This is a genomic window from Saccharomonospora piscinae (assembly GCF_005862235.1).
GTDB lineage: Bacteria > Actinomycetota > Actinomycetes > Mycobacteriales > Pseudonocardiaceae > Saccharomonospora > Saccharomonospora piscinae.
The window spans coordinates 17,292-33,109 of sequence record NZ_VCEK01000008.1; the positions used below are offsets into that span (position 1 = coordinate 17,292).

Sequence of the window (15,818 nt, forward strand, 5' to 3'; positions counted from 1 at the left end):
TCCCGCCGCTGCTTCCCTCACAGAAAGCGGGGCGGAGGCCGGAGTGAGACGCTCAAAGCCGGGAGGCGCTGAGCATGAGCGGCAAGCATGGCAGCGACAAGAGCACGCCGATGAGCAAGGAAGATGCCAGCCGGATCCAGTCCGCGGCCGACCGCAATCCGGACAGCGACTCGGCCCGATCGGGGTTCGCCGAACGTGCACAGTCAACGGCAGATCGCGCCATCGCCAACGACGAAAACGACGACTAGCCACGGGTCAGTCTCGGCTCCCGGGCCTGCCCCTTCGGTCGTGTCTCGAACGCCGCGATAGCACCTCGGCTCGGTGGCCTCGCGAGCGTCACTACCGCCGCGTACAACGGTCGGCGCGAGTTCACGTCTGATTCGATCAAGTCCGGGAAGGCTGGTAGCGCGTGGAGTTCGTTTGTGTGCAGTTCGGGGCCAGCGCAACCGGTGAAGGATCACCTTCGACTGTGGTCTCCAGCGGCGTAGCGCTGCCACGTGGTGCCCGCCTCGGCGGCGATCTGGGTGGCGGTTCTCGGGTTGTAGCCGAGCATTTCGGCGACGACCGGAGCGGGCGCTTGGCGCAGGAGATGCCTGATGGTTGCGGTGCGCCCGTCAAGGCTGGGCAGCCCGAGGTTGCGCAGCCTCAGCCGTAGCGAGGTGGTGTGCAGGGGTTGTCCGGCGCGGCGGCCGGGGAACAGGTGGCGGTTGTTGGCGTTGGCTGCGGTGTTCAGGTTCAGCCGGTGGTCGAGATAGTCGGTCAGCACGCTGGCGAAGGGTTCGGGTACTGGTGTGGGCGGGTTGCCGAGGCGAATGAGCACCTGGTTGTCGTCGCGGATGACGTCGTCGACGGTGAGCCCGGCGATGCGGATGAGGGGCTGGGCGTAGAGCAGGATCAGCAGCGCGAGCACGCGGTCGGCGGGCGGAATGGCATGGTCGGTCAGGACGCGCCGGATGAACGCGATCCGCTCCTGCTGTCCCAGTGGCGCGGCCTGCGTGTGCATCACCGGTGGCGAATCGAGTGGCGGGAGTTCGCGTTGCCGGCGGCACCACTGCAGGAACTCGCGGGTGGCGTGGCCAGTCTGGGCAGGCTTGCTGGCGAACCAGTGGTCGATGTCGGCTTGGGTGCATCCGTCGATGCGGCGGCCGTCGTAGGCGAGGTAGGTCAGGAACTGCGCGGCGGTGCGCATGGTGTGGCGGGCGTTGTTGAGGCGGTAGGAGGTCACCGGCGGTCCGTGGCGCAGGCGGCGCAGAACGTGCCAGGTGCCGAACCGGGTCAGCAGCCGGCTGTGGCCGGGGTCGTCGATGGTTTCCAGCCAGGTGGGTAGCCACTGTTCGAACAGCAGCAGGAACCGGTCGACGGGCGGGAGGACGCCGCACTCGACGAGCAGGTCGCGGATGTAGATGGCTGACCGCCACGGTTGCAGCTGGCTCAGTCCGTGGTGGGTGAGTGGAACCTCGCCGCGGGCGAGCGCGGTCAGGACGCGCGCGGGCGCGGGGCGGCGTAGCCAGGTCAGGCGGCTGTTGGGCCAGTTCATGCCGTGGATGAGGTGAAACAGCGGCATCAGCTCGGCGCGCACGGTGCCGCTGCCGTCGTCCAGCAGCTCGGTGAGCCGGTCGGCCAGAACGCATCGGGCGCACGCGCCGGCGCGGTAGCTCGGTCCCTCCTGGCCGCATCGGCGGCAGGTGAAATCGCCCAGGCCGCCCGCGCAGTTGGTGCATAGGCCGGTGCCGTCCGGTGCGCGGCCGGGCAGCAGTCGGTGTGTTCCGCAGCCGCCGCAGCGTCCGTAGGTGTTGACCGCCTGCTCGAAGCAGGCGACGCAGACCGGGCCTTCCGGCCAGTGACGCCGTCGGACGCGCAGGCGGTTGTCGCCGTTCAGTTTGGCGTGGTCGGTGCATACCGGCCGGCGACAGCGAGCACAGACTGGCTCGCTGTCCAGGTCGTTCGTGGTCATTCAGTCGGCGTGATCCGGGCGCGTTTGGGTCGGAGGGCGGCGATGTCGGCCGGTGCGGGCCGGTCGCCGGCGGTGACCTTGCGGACGCCGACGTTCTCGGCGGACGTGCTGACCAGTTCGGCCGGGTCGGTGGCGAAGATGTCGCACAAGGCGGCGAGGACTTGGAGCGAGAGTCGTTCCGGAACGCTGGTCACCAGCCGGTGGACCTGCGACACCGAGAGGTGGATGCCGCGCTCGCGCAGCGGCTCTACCAGGTCGGTGGTGTGGAACATGCCGTGCTCGGCCATCACCTCGCGCAGCCGCCAGGTGTAGGTGACCGTCCGCTTCTTGGTCATCGCCGTGGTGCCTCTCCCGTGCTCGCCGTGCCCAGGGCCTCGGCCATCGTGGTGTCCAGAACCCGCCGCAAGGTGCGTGTGCGGTAGTCCGAGGACACGCAGGTGTAGATCGCCAGGGTGCTCGCGTAGTCGTGCCCGACCTGCTCCTGCACGAACCGGGCGTCGAAGCCGTCCTCGATGAGGTGCGTGACGTACGAGCGGCGCAGCGAATGCAAGTCCAACACCGGGTCCAGGCCCAGCTCCTCGCGGTAAGTCGCGAAGCGATGGTGCAGCTGCCAGCAGCCGACACGGAGCCCGCGCTCGGACGGCCACGCCGCTGGGTTGTTGTCGCGCTCGAACAGCGGACGCACTTCGGTGAACCACTGCTCCAGAGTTTCCGCTGTCCAGGTCCACACGCACAGCACGCCGCGGCGTTTCGGCGGGGAGCCCTTCCTGGCCTTGCCGTACCGGACCTGGCAGACGCCGTAGTCGCCGAACTCCGGGCCGTACGGGTTGCGGCTGAAGTCGGCCGCGTCGAGCATCCTCAGCTCGTTGCGGCGCAGGCCGAATCCGTAGCAGATCTTGAACATCGTCACGTCCCGGAACGCCGACAGCCAGCCCTTGCGCCCCAACGCCCGTTTCCGTGCGATCTCCTCGTCGGCGTGGTCGAAGAGCGCCTGCAACTCCTCGCGGGTGAACGCCCGCTTGCGCGGATTCGTCTCCGACTCCTCGACGTGCGCCGCGGCGTTGGCCTCGGTGATGACCTGCACCGGATGCGTTCCGAACCGCTTCTCGCACTCCGCGGCCCAGCCGTATGCCGGGTCCACGATGAAGTTGCAGAACCCGCGCATCGCGCCCTGATAGCCCCGGACAGTGCTCGTCGCGCAATGGTTGACCGCGCGAAGGTCGGCGAACCACTCGTCGACCAGTTGCAGTGTCCACAGCCACGGGTACACCTCGACCTGCTTGAAGAACCGCTCCACGCGGCGAACCTGCGCTTCCACCGTCCCGTGCGCGAGGTTGCGTGCCAGCTGCTGGTTGCGCCAGCCGTCCAGCATCGCGGTGAAGACCTGCTCCTCCGGATGCAACAACGGCACCCCGGAGGCCAGATGCAGCCCCGCAGAACCGGCCAACCTCCGCTGATCACTCACCCTGAACCGCCCTCCACTGATCGCATTCAGCGCGAGTATGTCGCATCAGATGCGATGGCCGAAATCGGGGCTTCGCTGACCAGGGCGTTCCGCGAGTCGTCCGGACCTGCCCGGCTCGGTTCGCTACAGTCGATCCCACGACGGCGCCATAGCGCCCCAGCTCAGGGGCTGCATCTGCTCGCAAATCACGTCGTGTTCAGTTCGCATCAGATGCGATATCACCGGGAAGCACTCCGAGTGCAAGAGGTGCTGTGGGAAATCGGACGGGTAGGACGGGCAGCGGGGCGGCAGGCTTGCCGTCTCCCAACGCAGCCCGGCCCGGCAGTCCTAGCGTGCCCCCGCGGGGCCGCGTGCGGACACGGCTCCCCGGACGCGGCGGGCCGCCCGCATAGGCACACCCGGCGCGCCAGTTCGCGCCCATCGCCGCGAGGGAGCCGCCGGGGGAGCCGCGGGGTTGGGAGGGAGTTTTCCCTGTGCCCTCCCTCGCTCGGCTCCCTCGGGCCGACCTGCGCGAGAACCTCCGTCAAGGGAGTCAAGGGAGATCGTTCGACACCGCCAGAAGACGCGGTCCAGGAGCGGGTTTCCGGCGGATCGATGCGACGCCTCCCTACGCCCGGTGAGGCACTCTTCGCCGCCCGGTGCGCGGAGCAAGATAGGACCAAGAGGCACTTTGGTCGTGGCATGGTCAACGACGACATCGCTGCCGGTTCGAGGTGGGGAGACCTCGGGCCGGCGGGCCGACGACGAAGGGGACGGCCATGACGGAGCAGGACACGGTCTGGGGTGGCACGCGGCCGCGGTCGGCGGCGCGGTATCGCGACCGGGTGTGGAGACAGCCGGCGCGGCGCCCGCGGGGACGGCTGCGCTACACCGACACCGAGTGGGCGGTGATCTGCCGGGTCGCGGCCGCAGCCGGGATGCGGCCGGGCGCGTGGGCGCAGCAGGCCGCATCCGAAGTGGCCGTGGCTGTCGACCGGGGCCGCCCCCTGGACCGTGACGTGGTCGACGCGCTCGTCGCCGAGCTGCTCGAGCACCGCCGCGTCATGGCCAACATCGGCGGCAACGTCAACCAGCTCGCCACGGCCGCGAACACGGCAGGCTACGCCGAGGCCGCGCTGGCCGCTGGGGAGCTGCTGCGCCTGGTACGCCGGGTGATCCTCGGATCCGAACAACTCGCCAGCGACCTCCGCCGCGCGCTGCTGTGACACCGGGTCAGGTGCGCGCGGTGTCCACGGTTCTGTCGGGGTGGGCTGCATACTGCAGGAACCGCACCAGTGGTTGACGCGTTGCTTCCCCGATATCTGTTCGATGGGGAGTTGGAGGACATCATCACGACCGCCCAGCATGTTCCGTCCGAGAAGACCGTGCAGGCACTACGTGAGCAGTTGAACCAGGACACGCAGATCCTGGCGTCCCTCGATCCGAATTCCGACGCCTACGAGCGACTGGCCGCCCGTATCGAACGGCAGACCGGCGAACTACTCGACTACGAAGAACAACGGGAACGCCAACGCCGGGCGGCGCGGGTTGCTCAGGCGGAGCTTGCCGAGCGACAGCGCCAAGCCGACGCGACAGCTCACCGCCCGGTGGGATTCGTGATCGCGGTGATCGGCGGGGCCGTCATCTACACCGGGTGGGGAACCTGGTGGCTACTTCTCGGCATCGTCCTGTGCGTCTTCGGCCTGATCGCCCTGTTCACCAAGGAAATCTGACCACAACCTGACAGCCCGGTCCCGGCACGCCTGGGGCCGGGCACTCCGCCGCGCTGCTGTGACACTTCGGGCGTGTGAACACGACGAGGCCCCGACCGGGAATGAACAGATTCCTTGGCCGGGGCCTCGTGCTCGAGCGGGGAAACGGCGATGGCGGTGCCGACGGCGCGCCCTCCCACTGGGGGTGGGGCCGACTGGTCAGCTGGTGACGCGCCTCAGGTGCGGCGCGTCGGCGGCGAGGTCGCTCTGGAACGCCACACCGTCCCAGATGATCTCCGAGGTCACGGTTCCGGTGGAGCCGTCGCGCTGATCCTGCACCCGGTCGCCGTCGCGGAACCCGCTGCAGGCGGCGGCGTGGGGGTCCGCGAGCGCGGTCGTGATGATCCCGGCGTGGTCGAACGCCAACGGCATCGCCAGCGCCTCGTGCATGGGCCACCACACGGCCTCGGTCGCGTCGTCGGCCGCGACCGGGGTGAGCATCTCGGGCAGGTCGGCGCGGTAGGCGACGGTGACGTACCGGCCGCGCGGGTCACGACCGGGCGTGTGCCAGGCCCCCAGCTCGACCAGCAGCGGCGGCACGATCCCGGTCTCCTCGCCCAGTTCGCGGGCGGCGGCCTCAGCGGTGTCCTCCCCGACGTCGACGTGCCCACCGGGCAACGCCCAACTGCCCTCGAACGGCTCGTAACGCCGCTTGATCAGCAGTACGTGCTCGGTGCCGTGCGCGTCGGGGGCGATGGCGACCACGTCGGCGGTCAACCGCACGATCTCGTCAGGCATGGCTGTCTCCCTCCAGCGGGATGGGATGGGGTGGGCTGCTCGGCCCATCGGGGGCACGGACCCACCGGCCCGTGCCGCCCTCCTGCACCGTCAGTCCACCCGCGCCCACCCGGCCGGCACGCCAGCCAGCTCGGTCTCGGCGGGAGGGACCTGGCTGTAGTCGACGCGGACCGTGACGTCGCCGTCGACGACCACCACGACCTCGGCCTCAACGGGGTGCTCGTAGATGCGCATGGCACTCACCTCGATCAGTCGGCCAGGGCCGCGGTGACGGCGGCGCCGAGCGGGATCTGCACGCCCTTGTGGGCGGCCTGGTCCATCAACGCGCGGCCGTTGACACCGTGGGCGGCGAGCGCGTGGAACCCGCGCTTTCCGGTGGTATCGGCGAAGGCAGCCAGGGCCCGGCCGTCGTCGATGACGGCGTGCGCGGCGGTCTCCACCACCGCAGCGGCCAGCTGGGCCCGCACCGGGACCCGCAGCCCCGCGACCCGATACGCCAGGGCCCGCGTGGCGGCCTGGGTCAGGCCATAGGACAGGGCGTGGTTCGCGAGCGCCCTGCGGCCCTCCGGGGTGTGCTGCTGCTTGGCTCGGGCGTCGCAGTCGCGCTGCACGAGGTAGTCAGCCGTCTCGTGCCCGGCCTGACCCGCGACCCATGCGACTGCGAGGACCACGGCACGACGAAGTGACGACGTGGAGAGGGGATGCTGCATGATGGTGTTCTCCCGTTCTACGTTCTCGTGGAATGAGGGCAAGGACCCGGCGCGGGGCGGTGCTTGGCCGTACAGGCCCCGCGCCGGGGCGGACTCACTTCGCGGCGGGACTGAGCGACGCGAGCGCCTGCGCGATGTTGGCGTGCAGGTTCCCCAGCTGGAGGCACGTGTCCCGCGTCTCCAGTGCCCAACGACGGTTGGTCTCGTCCTTCTGCGAGATCGCGTCGGTGTGCGCCTCCTGCGCCTTCCGGGCGAAGGCGTGGGCCCGCTCGCAGTTCGAGTTGACCGCCTCAAGCAAACCTTTGAGGTCGACCTCCATGGACATGGTTGTTTCTCCTTCTGCTTCGCTGCGGGGTTCGTAGGGCCGGTCAGCCCCCGCACCCCCAGGGGCACCCAAGGTTGGGGTGGCCGCGGGGGACGGCCGGTCGACCGGACCGGGCAGGCCGAGCGCCTCAGTTGTCCACCAAGACCACGCCCTGGCGAGCGATGCGATCGAACGCCACGGCAGCCAACTCGGCGGCGATCTCGGCGGCCTCACGCATCCCCGCGCGGTACTCGGCTGTTTGGCCGGCCCCGTCGGTCGTAGCCGCGCGGGCGGTGGTGTCCTGCACCGCATCGAGGGTGGACATGATCTCGGCGCGGATCGCGGCGAGTTGGGCCGAGTCGATCCTCACCACGGTGGTGTCGTTCATCGGGTCGGTGGGCATGGTGTGGCGTCCTCTCAGTTGGTGTTCCGTTGGGTTGGTCAGCCCCCGCGCCCCCAGGGACACCCGACGTGCAGGGTGGCCGTGGGGGAAGGCCGGTCGACCGGTCCGGGTCAGGCGTCGGCGTGGTCGACGTAGGCGGCGGAGTTCATCCCGCGCGACTCGGCCGCCGTGATTCGCTCAACGCGCTTTTTCACTCCGGGGGCGGACATCTCCAGCGCTCCACCGATGCGGGCCAGCGACACGTTCTTCTCCCGCAGCACCTGGATCAGGCGGTCCTCCTGGCTGGCGAGGGAGTAGACGACGCGGTGCAGGTGGTCGAGCAGCCACAGCAGATCGCCGTCGGTCTCGTCGGCGAGCGGGTCGCTGCCGTCGTCGCGGTAGCGCTGCCCGAGTGCGTCGACCAGGCCCCGCACGCGGGAGGCGAGAACCAGGGCGGCGGGGTGCATCTCGTCGGGAGTGACCTCGACCTCGACGGTGGTGGTCTGACCCATCGGGAACGCGCCGACCACGTTGTTGGACCAGTGGGACGTGGCCATCTCACTTACCTCCTGCCATTAACTTTGTTTACGTGATCTAGATTGACACGTTTACCTAGTTAACGACAGGGCTGAACGGGTGAACACACCCAAACGGCCCCCCAAGCACCTCCCACCAGCCCGACGCGCCCAACGCCATGCCACGCCACAGGCATTGCCCGAACCCGACCACCCCACCTCGTACGCTGTGCCCGATCCGAAGTACCGAAACGGGAAGCGCACGGAGGACACACACCCATGCCCAAAATCCACGTCGTCGTCAGCCAGAAGGGCGGAGTCGGCAAGACCACCCTGGCGGTCAACATCGCCGCCATCGTCTCCGACGTCCTCGGCGGCAACCCCGAACAACCACCCGTGCTCGTGGCCTCCATCGACCCCCAAGCCTCCGCCGTGTGGTGGGCCGAACGCGGCGACCCCGACGCCTTGCCGTTCGACTTCGACCAGCTCGACGACCGCCCCGAAGAAGTCGCGAAACTCGGCGACCTGCACGAATACCAGCACATCTTCGTCGACGCCCCCGGCTCCCTGGCCAGGCCCACCGTGCTGGCACGCGCCCTCGACGTCGCCACCGACGCGATCGTGCCCGTCATCCCCGAACCACTCGCCTACGGCCCCACCGAGCGCACCGTGCTCGACCTCATCCAGCCGCGCGATCTGCCCTACCGCATCGTGCGCAACCTCTGGGACCGCCGCGACGGCCACCTCGACCTCGACGCCCTCACCGACTGGCTCGACGAGCAGAAACTCCGCTACACCAACACCATCGTCCGCCGGTACAAGATGCACACCACCGCCGCCGCCGAAGGCCGTGTCGTCACCCAGTACCCCAACGGCCGCACCGCCACCGAAGCCCGCAACGACTTCCTCGCCCTGGCGCTGGAGCTCGGCTACGGCGGGACGGTGGCCTGATGGGACGCCGCCGCCGCATCGAGGGCTCCGCCCTGGCCACCACCAGCGCCCCCGCGACCGTGCCGGTCACCTCGATCGCCCACAACCCCCGCAACCCCCGCGACGACTACGACGACGTCGGCGAGCTCGCCGACTCCATCCGCGAAGTCGGCGTCCTGCAGCCCATCGGCGTCGTGCGCTACGAGGTCTACCTCTCGCACTACCCCGACCACGAACTCGAGGTCGGCACCTGTGACTGGGTCGCCCTCAACGGCAACCGCCGCCTGGCCGCCGCCCGACGTGCCGGCGTCGACGAGATCCCGGTCCACGTGCTCGACCGGCTCGGCCGCGAGGATCACCTCGACGAGTCCGTTCTCATCGAGAACATCCACCGCGAGCAGCTGCCCCCGCTGCGGGAGGCACAGGCGATCCGGCTGCTGGTGGACCGGCACGGCTCCCAACGCGCCGTGGCCAAACGGATCGGCAAGTCCCAGGGCTACATCTCCCAACGCCTCTCCCTGCTGAAGCTGACCCCGCAGCTGCAGGACGCGTTGCGCTCCGGGCAGATGACCGTCGAAGACGCCCGACGCGTCGCCGCGCTCCCAGCCGAAGAGCAGCAGGAAAGCTGGCAGCGGATCCAGTCCGGTGACTACGCCGTAATCACCCCGGCACCCGCCCCGCCGGCCGCGCCGCCCGTCGACGACCACGCGCCAAGTGATTACGGCGTAATCACCCACGACCCCCCTGTCGGCGAAGACACGCCCCGCGCCGGCGGCCGCGGCGGCACAGGTGATTACGCCGTAATCACCCCGGGCTCCACCAACGGGCACCACACCAACGACGCGTTCGGTGATTACGGCGTAATCACCCAGCCCCCGCCCGCACCAGCCCGCGAGCACCGCACCATCGCTGTCGACAGCCCCCAGCAGGTCGCCTCCGCGCTGCGCCAGCACTTCACCACCCCCCAACTCGAGGAACTGGCCCAGCTCCTCCTCAACTGAACCACCCGGGTGATGGGCCCGAAGCCACCCACCTACCGCTCCGCGCCCATCACCCGCCTTCCCCACGCCGCACATCACCGGTTCTGTCGGACCCCGCCGCTACCCTCCACTCCCGCACGAACCACCGGGGCGCGACAGCAGGGGGGCGCGATGTCGAGCGGCACCACAGCTCGCCGCATGCGCGCCTACCGCTTCACCCTCGACCCCACCCGCACCCAACTCGACACACTCGCCCAACACGCAGGCGCCGCGCGATGGGCCTACAACCACGCGCTGGCCACCAAACTCGACGCGCTCCGGCGACGCCAGCTCCAAATCGACGAGCTGGTCACCCTCGGCCTCACCGAGCAACAAGCCCGCCGCGACGCCACCGTCACGGTGCCCAGCAAGCCGCAAGTGCAGAAGCGGTGGAACCAGCTCAAAGGCGACACCACCCGCGGCGGCGACGGGATCTGCCCCTGGTGGCGGGCCGTGTCGACCTACGCCTTCCAGTCAGCGTTCCTCGACGCGGACCGGGCCTGGAAGAACTGGATGGACTCCCTCACCGGCAAACGCGCCGGCCGCCGCGTCGGCGCACCCCGGTTCAAGAAGAAGGGCCGCTGCCGCGACAGCTTCCGCCTGCACCACGCCGTCAACGACCCCACCATCCGACTCGAGGGCTACCGCCGCCTGCGGATGCCCCGCCTCGGCAGCATCCGCCTGCACGACTCCGGCAAACGCCTCGCCCGCGCCCTCGCCCGCGGCGGCCGAGTCCAATCCGTCACCGTCTCCCGCGGCGGACACCGCTGGTACGCCTCCGTACTCGTCGACGAACCCGACCACACCCCCGGCCGCGAAACCCAACACCGCCCCAGCCGCGCACAACACACCGCCGGCGGCGTCGGCGTCGACGTCGGCGTGCACCACCTGGCCGCCCTGTCCACCGGCGAAACCCTCGACAACCCCCGCCACCTCCACCACGCCCACACCCGACTGGTCAAAGCCCAGCGAGCCCTGGCCCGCACCCAGAAAGGCTCCCACCGCCGACGCCGCGCCGCCGAACGCGTCGGCCGCCTACACCACCAACTCGCCGAACGACGCGCCTCCCACCTCCACACCATCACCAAACGCCTGGCCACCCAGCACGCCCTGGTCGCCGTCGAAGACCTCAACGTGCAGGGCATGACCCGCACCGCGCGCGGCACCCTCACCCAACCCGGCCGCAACGTACGCGCCAAAGCCGGACTCAACCGCGCCATCCTCGACGCCGCACCCGGCGAACTACGACGCCAACTCGAATACAAGGCTTCCTGGTACGGATCCACACTCGCCGTGTGCGACCGGTGGGCCCCCACCAGCAAGACGTGCTCGACCTGCGGGACAGTGAAAACCAAACTGCCCCTGTCGACGCGCGTGTACCGCTGCGACACCTGCGGGATGGTGTGCGACCGCGACATCAACGCCGCACGCAACATCCTCAAGGACGCAGACCCCGTCGCCCCTGGAAGAGGGGAGACGCTAAACGCCTGTGGAGGACCCGTAAGCCCATCAGCGCCACACGCGCCGACGGCAAGGCCCAGCGAAGCAGGAAGACCGGGCCACCCAGCCCGGTCACCACGGGGGAACGATCCCCCGTCCACCCCCAAAACGGAGTGAACCAAAACTCCACAGCGGCGCGGGATTCCCGCAGGTCAAGAAGCATCGGCCCCGCGCACGCGGGGGTGTGGTCCCCACACGACACCACAGAGAAGTTCCTAACTCTGATCGGCCCCGCGCACGCGGGGGTGGTCCGATCCGCCTGGACGCGATCCGGTCGAAGGACGGATCGGCCCCGCGCACGCGGGGGTGGTCCGACGAACAAGAAACCACCCTCCTCCCCCCAACCCCCCGTCGGCCCCGCGCACGCGGGGGTGGTCCCGTGTGCATCTCCTCGACTGTGTGTGGCCGGCCGGGAGTGGCCCCGCGCACGCGGGGGTGGTCCGCGATTGCGTCTGCTGTTCGCGCGAGCAGTCGCCTGTCGGCCCCGCGCACGCGGGGGTGGTCCGAGTCCTCCCTCCTTCTGATCGAGAGTGACCCCGTCGGCCCCGCGCACGCGGGAGTGGTCCCTCCTGCTCATCCACGCGGCCGACGTGTGGGCAGTCGGCCCCGCACACGCAGGGGGTTCGGAAGAAACGATGTCCACGATGCCGATGCCCGAGTCGGCCCGCACGCAGGCGAGGTCGGAACAGCGGCGGATCTCAGCCCCGCGCCAGGCTCGTCACTCGCTGGTAGTGAGGCTGGTACGTCACGGTGACCTTGGTGTCGCGGCGGCCGTGCCGGTTCTTCGCGAGCAGGATGTCCAACTCACCGCCGCGACCTTCGGATTCTTCTGGCAGGTGCAACAGCAGCACATTCGCCGAGTCCTGTTCGATGTCGCCGGACTCACGCAGGTCCACCAGTCGCGGCTCGCGGCCTTCCGCGTCGCGATTGAGCTGGTGCACGACAAGCATGTGCACCTCGAACTCGGACGCCAACGCCCGAAGCGCCTGCATGGTCTCCGCCAACTCGAGCTGCCGTCGTTCGTAGCGCTGGGTGGCTCGCATGATGCCGAGGTAGTCCACTACAACCAGGCCCGGCGCCTCGTGGCTGGACCTTTCACAGTTCTTGATCAGCCAGCGCAGCCGGTGCCGTAGGTGGGTCACGCTGATCGCGGAGGCGTAGTCGGTGAACAGCGGCGCTCCGGCGAGCTTGTCCTTGGCCTGTTGGAGTCGCCGCAGGTCGTCGTCGCTCAACAGGCCGGGACGCACGAGCGCTTCGTGCTGGACCCGTGCCTGTGCCGCCAGAGTGCGGCGCACCATCTGCGTCTTGGACATTTCCAGCGCAGCGAAGAACACCGGGATGCGGCAGTTGACTGCGACGTGCTGGGCGATCGTCGATGCCACCATCGACTTGCCCACGCTCGTGCGGGCAGCCAGCGTCGTCACGTCACCCGGCTCCATGATCAGCTGGTCATCGAGGTCCGTGAGACCGGTGGCGAACCGGGGAGGCTGTGGGTCGAGCAAGTCGGCCCACACCTCGTCCACGTCGTCGGCAAGGGACTGGACGACATCCTGCTCCTGGCCGCTGTCGAGGGAGGCCAACGCCTCGGTCGCATAGTCGACCGCGCTGGCAAGCAAGTCACCGTCCCACGCTCGCGCCGCGGCGCGCTGGATGAGGTTCTGGCCGATCTCGTGCATACGGCGCCGGTGAGCGTCGTTCACCACGCCGTTGGCCAACGTCTCGGCCGCGCTGGCGTTGGTGGCCACCTCCAGCAGTTCGAGAACGTAGCCGCCGCCTCCGACCCTCTCCAGCTCCTCACGGCGGAACAGCTCGTTGACCAGCACCGTGGGGTCGACGGACTGGTGCTGTCCGAGGATGTCGACGCACGCGGCAGCGATCGCGGCGTGAGCAGGGCGGTGGAATGCTTTCGGCTGGCAGATGTCGAGCAAACGAGCGCCCACCCCGGTGGGGTGATCGAGGCGCCCTTCAGCGAGCACGGTGCCGAGGACCGCGCGCTCGGCGTGAACGATCTCGTCAGGGGCGTCCCAAGTGTTCATGTCGCTGGTGTGGGGCATCCTGGTGATGGACATCGTCTCTCCGATTCGGTGTCAGGCCCGGCCGGGTGCTGTGGAAGGTGACCGGCCGGGCTTCTTCAACTTCAGTTCAGGCCGACTTGGTATTCCGCAGACGGCACCCGCGGCAGGGACGCTCGCGCGTCACGCCGTCCTCCTCCTCGACGACCACAAATCCGTAGTCGCATCCCGGCTCACAATCGAGCTCGAGACGCTCGACGGTCTTCTCAGGCTCGGCGGGCTGCTCAACGGTCTTGGCCGCGCCGCGAGCTCCCTCCCGGGTGATGCCTTTGCGGGCGAACACCTCGACCAGCTCCGGGTCGTCCTTGAACTCGAGGACCTCGTTCGGGTCCGGTTCTCGAGCGATCTCAGCGGTACGTTCCCTGAACGCCTTCATCACGTAGGACGGGGGGTTCGACGTCGATTCGATCAGCTTGCGGGCGGCGTACCACCGCACCTGGTCCAGCGTCGCGCCGTACCGGCTCATCGCCGTGTAAGCGAGGTCCACCAGCTCACTGAACACCTTCGGCGCTGGGGTGATCCCGCGTTTCTTCCATCCCACCGTCAGCAGGGCTGTCTTGACCTTGTCGCGGGAGACGGGGAGCTCTGGCGACCGAATCGGCAGCGACGTGAGCCGGTTAGCGTCGGAGGCCGCTTGCTGCGCTTCGACCCGGCCGACCTCGGTGCGCCGGATCGTCACTCGCCCGGCGCGTGGTTTCCGGCCGGCCTTCTCGACCTCCCGGTACGCCAAGTCGCGGTCCACGATGTACCGAGCGCGAGCCTCGGTTCGGTTGCGCGGACCGAGGTACCCCGCCGGCGGCTCAAGGTTGATCACGTACCGCGCTGGCAGCGGATTACCTGAGGCGTCCCGACGCGGGCGGCGGCGGCCGGTCTCGGGGTCAACACCACCGTCGAAGATCGTGAGGAAACCGATCCCGACCAGCTCGTTGAGCGGGGCACCGACCTTGTCGGCACGGCCGAGGCCCGCCTCGTAGGCAAGGTACTCGCGGTCGAGCACGCCGCCGGCGTTGTCGCCTTGGGCGGTGAGGAGATCGTCGGTGAGTAGCTCGGCGATGGTCCGAGCTACCGGGCTGACTCCGGAGTACTGCACCCACCGCGGGGACAGTCCCACGCTCGGGGCTTGCGCGGCTTGGGTGATGAAGCCCTTGGGCTCTTCGTCTTCCATGTCGGTCCCTTTCGGGTGAGGGACCGGGGTCACACTCGCATCGACCGGTATCGGATACGACGGCTCTCGTTGTATCCTCGATTCTCGACGGTCATCGTGAGTACCCCCTCACGCGATGAACGTCAGATCGGATGGGAGTGAACCCCGGTCAGAGTTTGAAGGGCCCCGCGTTCTTGTTTGGCGACAGGCGCGGGGCCTTTTCACGTCCAGGGTGTGTCGGGCTCTACACCGGCACCTCCTCGCGGCTCTCACGGGCGCGCTTCTCGGCGAGCGCCTGCTCAGCCTCGTGCCACGTGTCGGCCGGGACGACCGCGACGTAGGGGCGGTTGTACCGGGTCAGCATGAGGGGGGTGCGGTCGGCTACGACTGCACGCAGCGTCCGGGGCCAGATTTGGGCGAACCGCTTGAGGTGCATGGGTTCGTCACTCTCCTTCCTCACCAACCAGGGGACTGGCAGCAGGCACACCCTACGTCGCTGGTTTAAACCCCGCGATCACTTGGGGTATCTACGGCGTGTCGGCCTCAACATCGCCCCGCGCCACATGCCGTTCATCGCCCCAAGTGGCCAACGAATCGATAGAACGCCCTCAGGTCCCCTGTGAGCCCCCAAGATTTCCTTGTGCGACAACTTACCCCAAGGCAAGCCAAACGTGCCTCTACGGTCCAATCAGGCCACACTACGGGACGGCACGCACCGACAGGGGAATCACCGACGCACCTCCCGTGGTCTCGACCACTCGACTCCACCACGCTACGACGCCGGATATTCGTCACCCACAGTGATCAACCTTAGGGTTCGTCGGTGGGTTTCGGCTGGCTTTCGCACGCCATCACGAAACGGTTCGCAGCGGGTTCCCCTCGCGCGCGTACGCGCGACGCGCGTTACGCGTGGAGCCTCACGGGCACGAGTGCCGCCGTCCGCGAAACCCCCGCCCGTTTCGCGATCCACTGGCGATCACCAGTCGTGACCAACCGCAGCAGCATCCCGTGAGCGAACGGGGTGGGGTTGGCTGACGACGGGTAGGGGCGGAGAGGCGTACGTGCACTGACCTCCCCGCGTTCTTGCCCTGGGCTCGCGTCGCCCGGCCCGGCGTCAGCCGGGCGGCGCGAGCCTCCATCAGTCAATCGGAAGGACTCTCTGAGTCCTTCCTCCTTCTGATCTGAGAGTGACCCCGGAATCCGGTGACAGTCCTGACCTGCGAAAACAGGAGGTGTCACCGGAATCCGGTGACACGTGACCCCGGAATCCGGTGACAGTCCTGACCTGCGAAAACAGGAGGTGTCACCGGAATCCGGTGACACGTGACCCCGGA

The 15,818-nt window shown here is 68.8% G+C and carries 18 protein-coding genes and 1 CRISPR repeat array; of the genes, 6 read left to right on the forward strand and 12 right to left on the reverse strand.

Annotated features, from left to right (window positions below; genetic code table 11):
* Nucleotides 1-74 precede the first annotated feature (74 nt).
* The gene (locus FFT09_RS22640) at nt 75-248 is read left to right on the forward strand and encodes a hypothetical protein (protein WP_138383973.1); all 174 of its coding nucleotides are present in this window, start codon (nt 75-77) and stop codon (nt 246-248) included.
* Between the two features lie 209 nt (nt 249-457).
* Here the strand turns inward: FFT09_RS22640 and FFT09_RS22645 are convergent, their stop codons facing one another.
* Genes FFT09_RS22645 through FFT09_RS22655 form a run of 3 tightly spaced genes read right to left on the reverse strand, consistent with a single transcriptional unit; the run spans nt 458 to nt 3,419 of the window.
* Nucleotides 458-1,954 carry a hypothetical protein gene (locus tag FFT09_RS22645; RefSeq protein WP_208544503.1) on the reverse strand — a complete coding sequence of 499 codons (1,497 nt, stop codon included), beginning with the start codon at nt 1,952-1,954 and terminating at the stop codon, nt 458-460.
* Nucleotides 1,951-2,289 (reverse strand): helix-turn-helix domain-containing protein, encoded by a 339-nt coding sequence (locus tag FFT09_RS22650; RefSeq protein WP_138383974.1) that lies wholly within the window; start codon nt 2,287-2,289, stop codon nt 1,951-1,953. The genes FFT09_RS22645 and FFT09_RS22650 overlap by 4 nt, the downstream gene beginning before the upstream one ends.
* Nucleotides 2,286-3,419: a tyrosine-type recombinase/integrase gene (locus FFT09_RS22655; RefSeq protein WP_244231475.1), complete on the reverse strand. Its 1,134-nt coding sequence runs from the start codon at nt 3,417-3,419 to the stop codon at nt 2,286-2,288. Before FFT09_RS22655 ends, FFT09_RS22650 begins: the two co-directional genes overlap by 4 nt.
* A gap of 758 nt (nt 3,420-4,177) precedes the next feature.
* On the opposite strand from FFT09_RS22655, the gene FFT09_RS22660 reads away from it, so the two are divergent.
* Together FFT09_RS22660 and FFT09_RS22665 are read left to right on the forward strand one after the other, a co-directional pair.
* Nucleotides 4,178-4,624 (forward strand): hypothetical protein, encoded by a 447-nt coding sequence (locus FFT09_RS22660; RefSeq protein WP_138383975.1) that lies wholly within the window; start codon nt 4,178-4,180, stop codon nt 4,622-4,624.
* Between the two features lie 69 nt (nt 4,625-4,693).
* Nucleotides 4,694-5,131 carry a hypothetical protein gene (locus FFT09_RS22665; RefSeq protein WP_138383976.1) on the forward strand — a complete coding sequence of 146 codons (438 nt, stop codon included), beginning with the start codon at nt 4,694-4,696 and terminating at the stop codon, nt 5,129-5,131.
* A 198-nt stretch (nt 5,132-5,329) separates the two neighbouring features.
* Here the strand turns inward: FFT09_RS22665 and FFT09_RS22670 are convergent, their stop codons facing one another.
* The 6 genes from FFT09_RS22670 to FFT09_RS22690 all read right to left on the reverse strand — a co-directional run bounded on the left by FFT09_RS22670 (nt 5,330) and on the right by FFT09_RS22690 (nt 7,861).
* Nucleotides 5,330-5,908, reverse strand: coding sequence for an NUDIX domain-containing protein (locus FFT09_RS22670; RefSeq protein ID WP_138383977.1), 579 nt, complete (start codon nt 5,906-5,908; stop codon nt 5,330-5,332).
* Between the two features lie 90 nt (nt 5,909-5,998).
* Entirely contained in the window at nt 5,999-6,142 is a 144-nt protein-coding gene (locus FFT09_RS23030; protein ID WP_167305430.1) for a hypothetical protein, read from the reverse strand.
* 14 nt (nt 6,143-6,156) lie between these two features.
* Nucleotides 6,157-6,618 carry a hypothetical protein gene (locus FFT09_RS22675; RefSeq protein ID WP_138383978.1) on the reverse strand — a complete coding sequence of 154 codons (462 nt, stop codon included), beginning with the start codon at nt 6,616-6,618 and terminating at the stop codon, nt 6,157-6,159.
* A 94-nt stretch (nt 6,619-6,712) separates the two neighbouring features.
* A complete protein-coding gene (locus tag FFT09_RS22680) occupies nt 6,713-6,943 on the reverse strand; it encodes a hypothetical protein (RefSeq protein WP_138383979.1) in 231 nt (76 codons plus the stop codon).
* Nucleotides 6,944-7,070: 127 nt separating this feature from the next.
* Nucleotides 7,071-7,325 carry a hypothetical protein gene (locus tag FFT09_RS22685; RefSeq protein WP_138383980.1) on the reverse strand — a complete coding sequence of 85 codons (255 nt, stop codon included), beginning with the start codon at nt 7,323-7,325 and terminating at the stop codon, nt 7,071-7,073.
* Between the two features lie 110 nt (nt 7,326-7,435).
* Nucleotides 7,436-7,861: a hypothetical protein gene (locus FFT09_RS22690; RefSeq protein ID WP_138383981.1), complete on the reverse strand. Its 426-nt coding sequence runs from the start codon at nt 7,859-7,861 to the stop codon at nt 7,436-7,438.
* Between the two features lie 237 nt (nt 7,862-8,098).
* On the opposite strand from FFT09_RS22690, the gene FFT09_RS22695 reads away from it, so the two are divergent.
* The 3 genes from FFT09_RS22695 to FFT09_RS22705 all read left to right on the forward strand — a co-directional run bounded on the left by FFT09_RS22695 (nt 8,099) and on the right by FFT09_RS22705 (nt 11,385).
* On the forward strand, nt 8,099-8,770 hold the full coding sequence (locus tag FFT09_RS22695) for a ParA family protein (protein WP_138383982.1): 672 nt from the start codon (nt 8,099-8,101) through the stop codon (nt 8,768-8,770).
* The gene (locus FFT09_RS22700; protein ID WP_138383983.1) at nt 8,770-9,750 is read left to right on the forward strand and encodes a ParB/RepB/Spo0J family partition protein; all 981 of its coding nucleotides are present in this window, start codon (nt 8,770-8,772) and stop codon (nt 9,748-9,750) included. The genes FFT09_RS22695 and FFT09_RS22700 overlap by 1 nt, the downstream gene beginning before the upstream one ends.
* 150 nt (nt 9,751-9,900) lie before the next feature.
* Nucleotides 9,901-11,385, forward strand: a complete 1,485-nt coding sequence (locus FFT09_RS22705; protein ID WP_208544501.1) for an RNA-guided endonuclease InsQ/TnpB family protein — start codon at nt 9,901-9,903, stop codon at nt 11,383-11,385.
* A gap of 47 nt (nt 11,386-11,432) precedes the next feature.
* A CRISPR array of direct repeats spans nt 11,433-11,834; the repeat unit is 25 nt; unit sequence GGCCCCGCGCACGCGGGGGTGGTCC.
* Nucleotides 11,835-11,966: 132 nt separating this feature from the next.
* Here the strand turns inward: FFT09_RS22705 and FFT09_RS22710 are convergent.
* From FFT09_RS22710 to FFT09_RS22720, 3 genes are all read right to left on the reverse strand, one after another.
* Nucleotides 11,967-13,304 carry a replicative DNA helicase gene (locus FFT09_RS22710; RefSeq protein WP_167305431.1) on the reverse strand — a complete coding sequence of 446 codons (1,338 nt, stop codon included), beginning with the start codon at nt 13,302-13,304 and terminating at the stop codon, nt 11,967-11,969.
* 106 nt (nt 13,305-13,410) lie between these two features.
* Complete coding sequence (locus tag FFT09_RS22715; protein ID WP_138383985.1) at nt 13,411-14,505, reverse strand: hypothetical protein; 1,095 nt, start codon at nt 14,503-14,505, stop codon at nt 13,411-13,413.
* 223 nt (nt 14,506-14,728) lie between these two features.
* On the reverse strand, nt 14,729-14,944 hold the full coding sequence (locus tag FFT09_RS22720; protein WP_244231476.1) for a hypothetical protein: 216 nt from the start codon (nt 14,942-14,944) through the stop codon (nt 14,729-14,731).
* Nucleotides 14,945-15,818: the final 874 nt, after the last annotated feature.

Excerpts from the sequence above, each read along its gene's own strand:
- FFT09_RS22650 (WP_138383974.1), bottom strand. The coding sequence starts at position 2,289 with ATGACCAAGAAGCGGACGGTCACCTACACCTGGCGGCTGCGCGAGGTG.
- FFT09_RS22690 (WP_138383981.1), bottom strand. The coding sequence starts at position 7,861 with ATGGCCACGTCCCACTGGTCCAACAACGTGGTCGGCGCGTTCCCGATG.
- FFT09_RS22685 (WP_138383980.1), bottom strand. The coding sequence starts at position 7,325 with ATGCCCACCGACCCGATGAACGACACCACCGTGGTGAGGATCGACTCG.
- FFT09_RS22705 (WP_208544501.1), top strand. The coding sequence starts at position 9,901 with ATGTCGAGCGGCACCACAGCTCGCCGCATGCGCGCCTACCGCTTCACC.
- FFT09_RS22710 (WP_167305431.1), bottom strand. The coding sequence starts at position 13,304 with ATGAACACTTGGGACGCCCCTGACGAGATCGTTCACGCCGAGCGCGCG.
- FFT09_RS22715 (WP_138383985.1), bottom strand. The coding sequence starts at position 14,505 with ATGGAAGACGAAGAGCCCAAGGGCTTCATCACCCAAGCCGCGCAAGCC.
- FFT09_RS22695 (WP_138383982.1), top strand. The coding sequence starts at position 8,099 with ATGCCCAAAATCCACGTCGTCGTCAGCCAGAAGGGCGGAGTCGGCAAG.
- FFT09_RS22640 (WP_138383973.1), top strand. The coding sequence starts at position 75 with ATGAGCGGCAAGCATGGCAGCGACAAGAGCACGCCGATGAGCAAGGAA.
- FFT09_RS23030 (WP_167305430.1), bottom strand. The coding sequence starts at position 6,142 with ATGCGCATCTACGAGCACCCCGTTGAGGCCGAGGTCGTGGTGGTCGTC.
- FFT09_RS22680 (WP_138383979.1), bottom strand. The coding sequence starts at position 6,943 with ATGTCCATGGAGGTCGACCTCAAAGGTTTGCTTGAGGCGGTCAACTCG.
- FFT09_RS22660 (WP_138383975.1), top strand. The coding sequence starts at position 4,178 with ATGACGGAGCAGGACACGGTCTGGGGTGGCACGCGGCCGCGGTCGGCG.
- FFT09_RS22645 (WP_208544503.1), bottom strand. The coding sequence starts at position 1,954 with ATGACCACGAACGACCTGGACAGCGAGCCAGTCTGTGCTCGCTGTCGC.
- FFT09_RS22675 (WP_138383978.1), bottom strand. The coding sequence starts at position 6,618 with ATGCAGCATCCCCTCTCCACGTCGTCACTTCGTCGTGCCGTGGTCCTC.
- FFT09_RS22700 (WP_138383983.1), top strand. The coding sequence starts at position 8,770 with ATGGGACGCCGCCGCCGCATCGAGGGCTCCGCCCTGGCCACCACCAGC.
- FFT09_RS22670 (WP_138383977.1), bottom strand. The coding sequence starts at position 5,908 with ATGCCTGACGAGATCGTGCGGTTGACCGCCGACGTGGTCGCCATCGCC.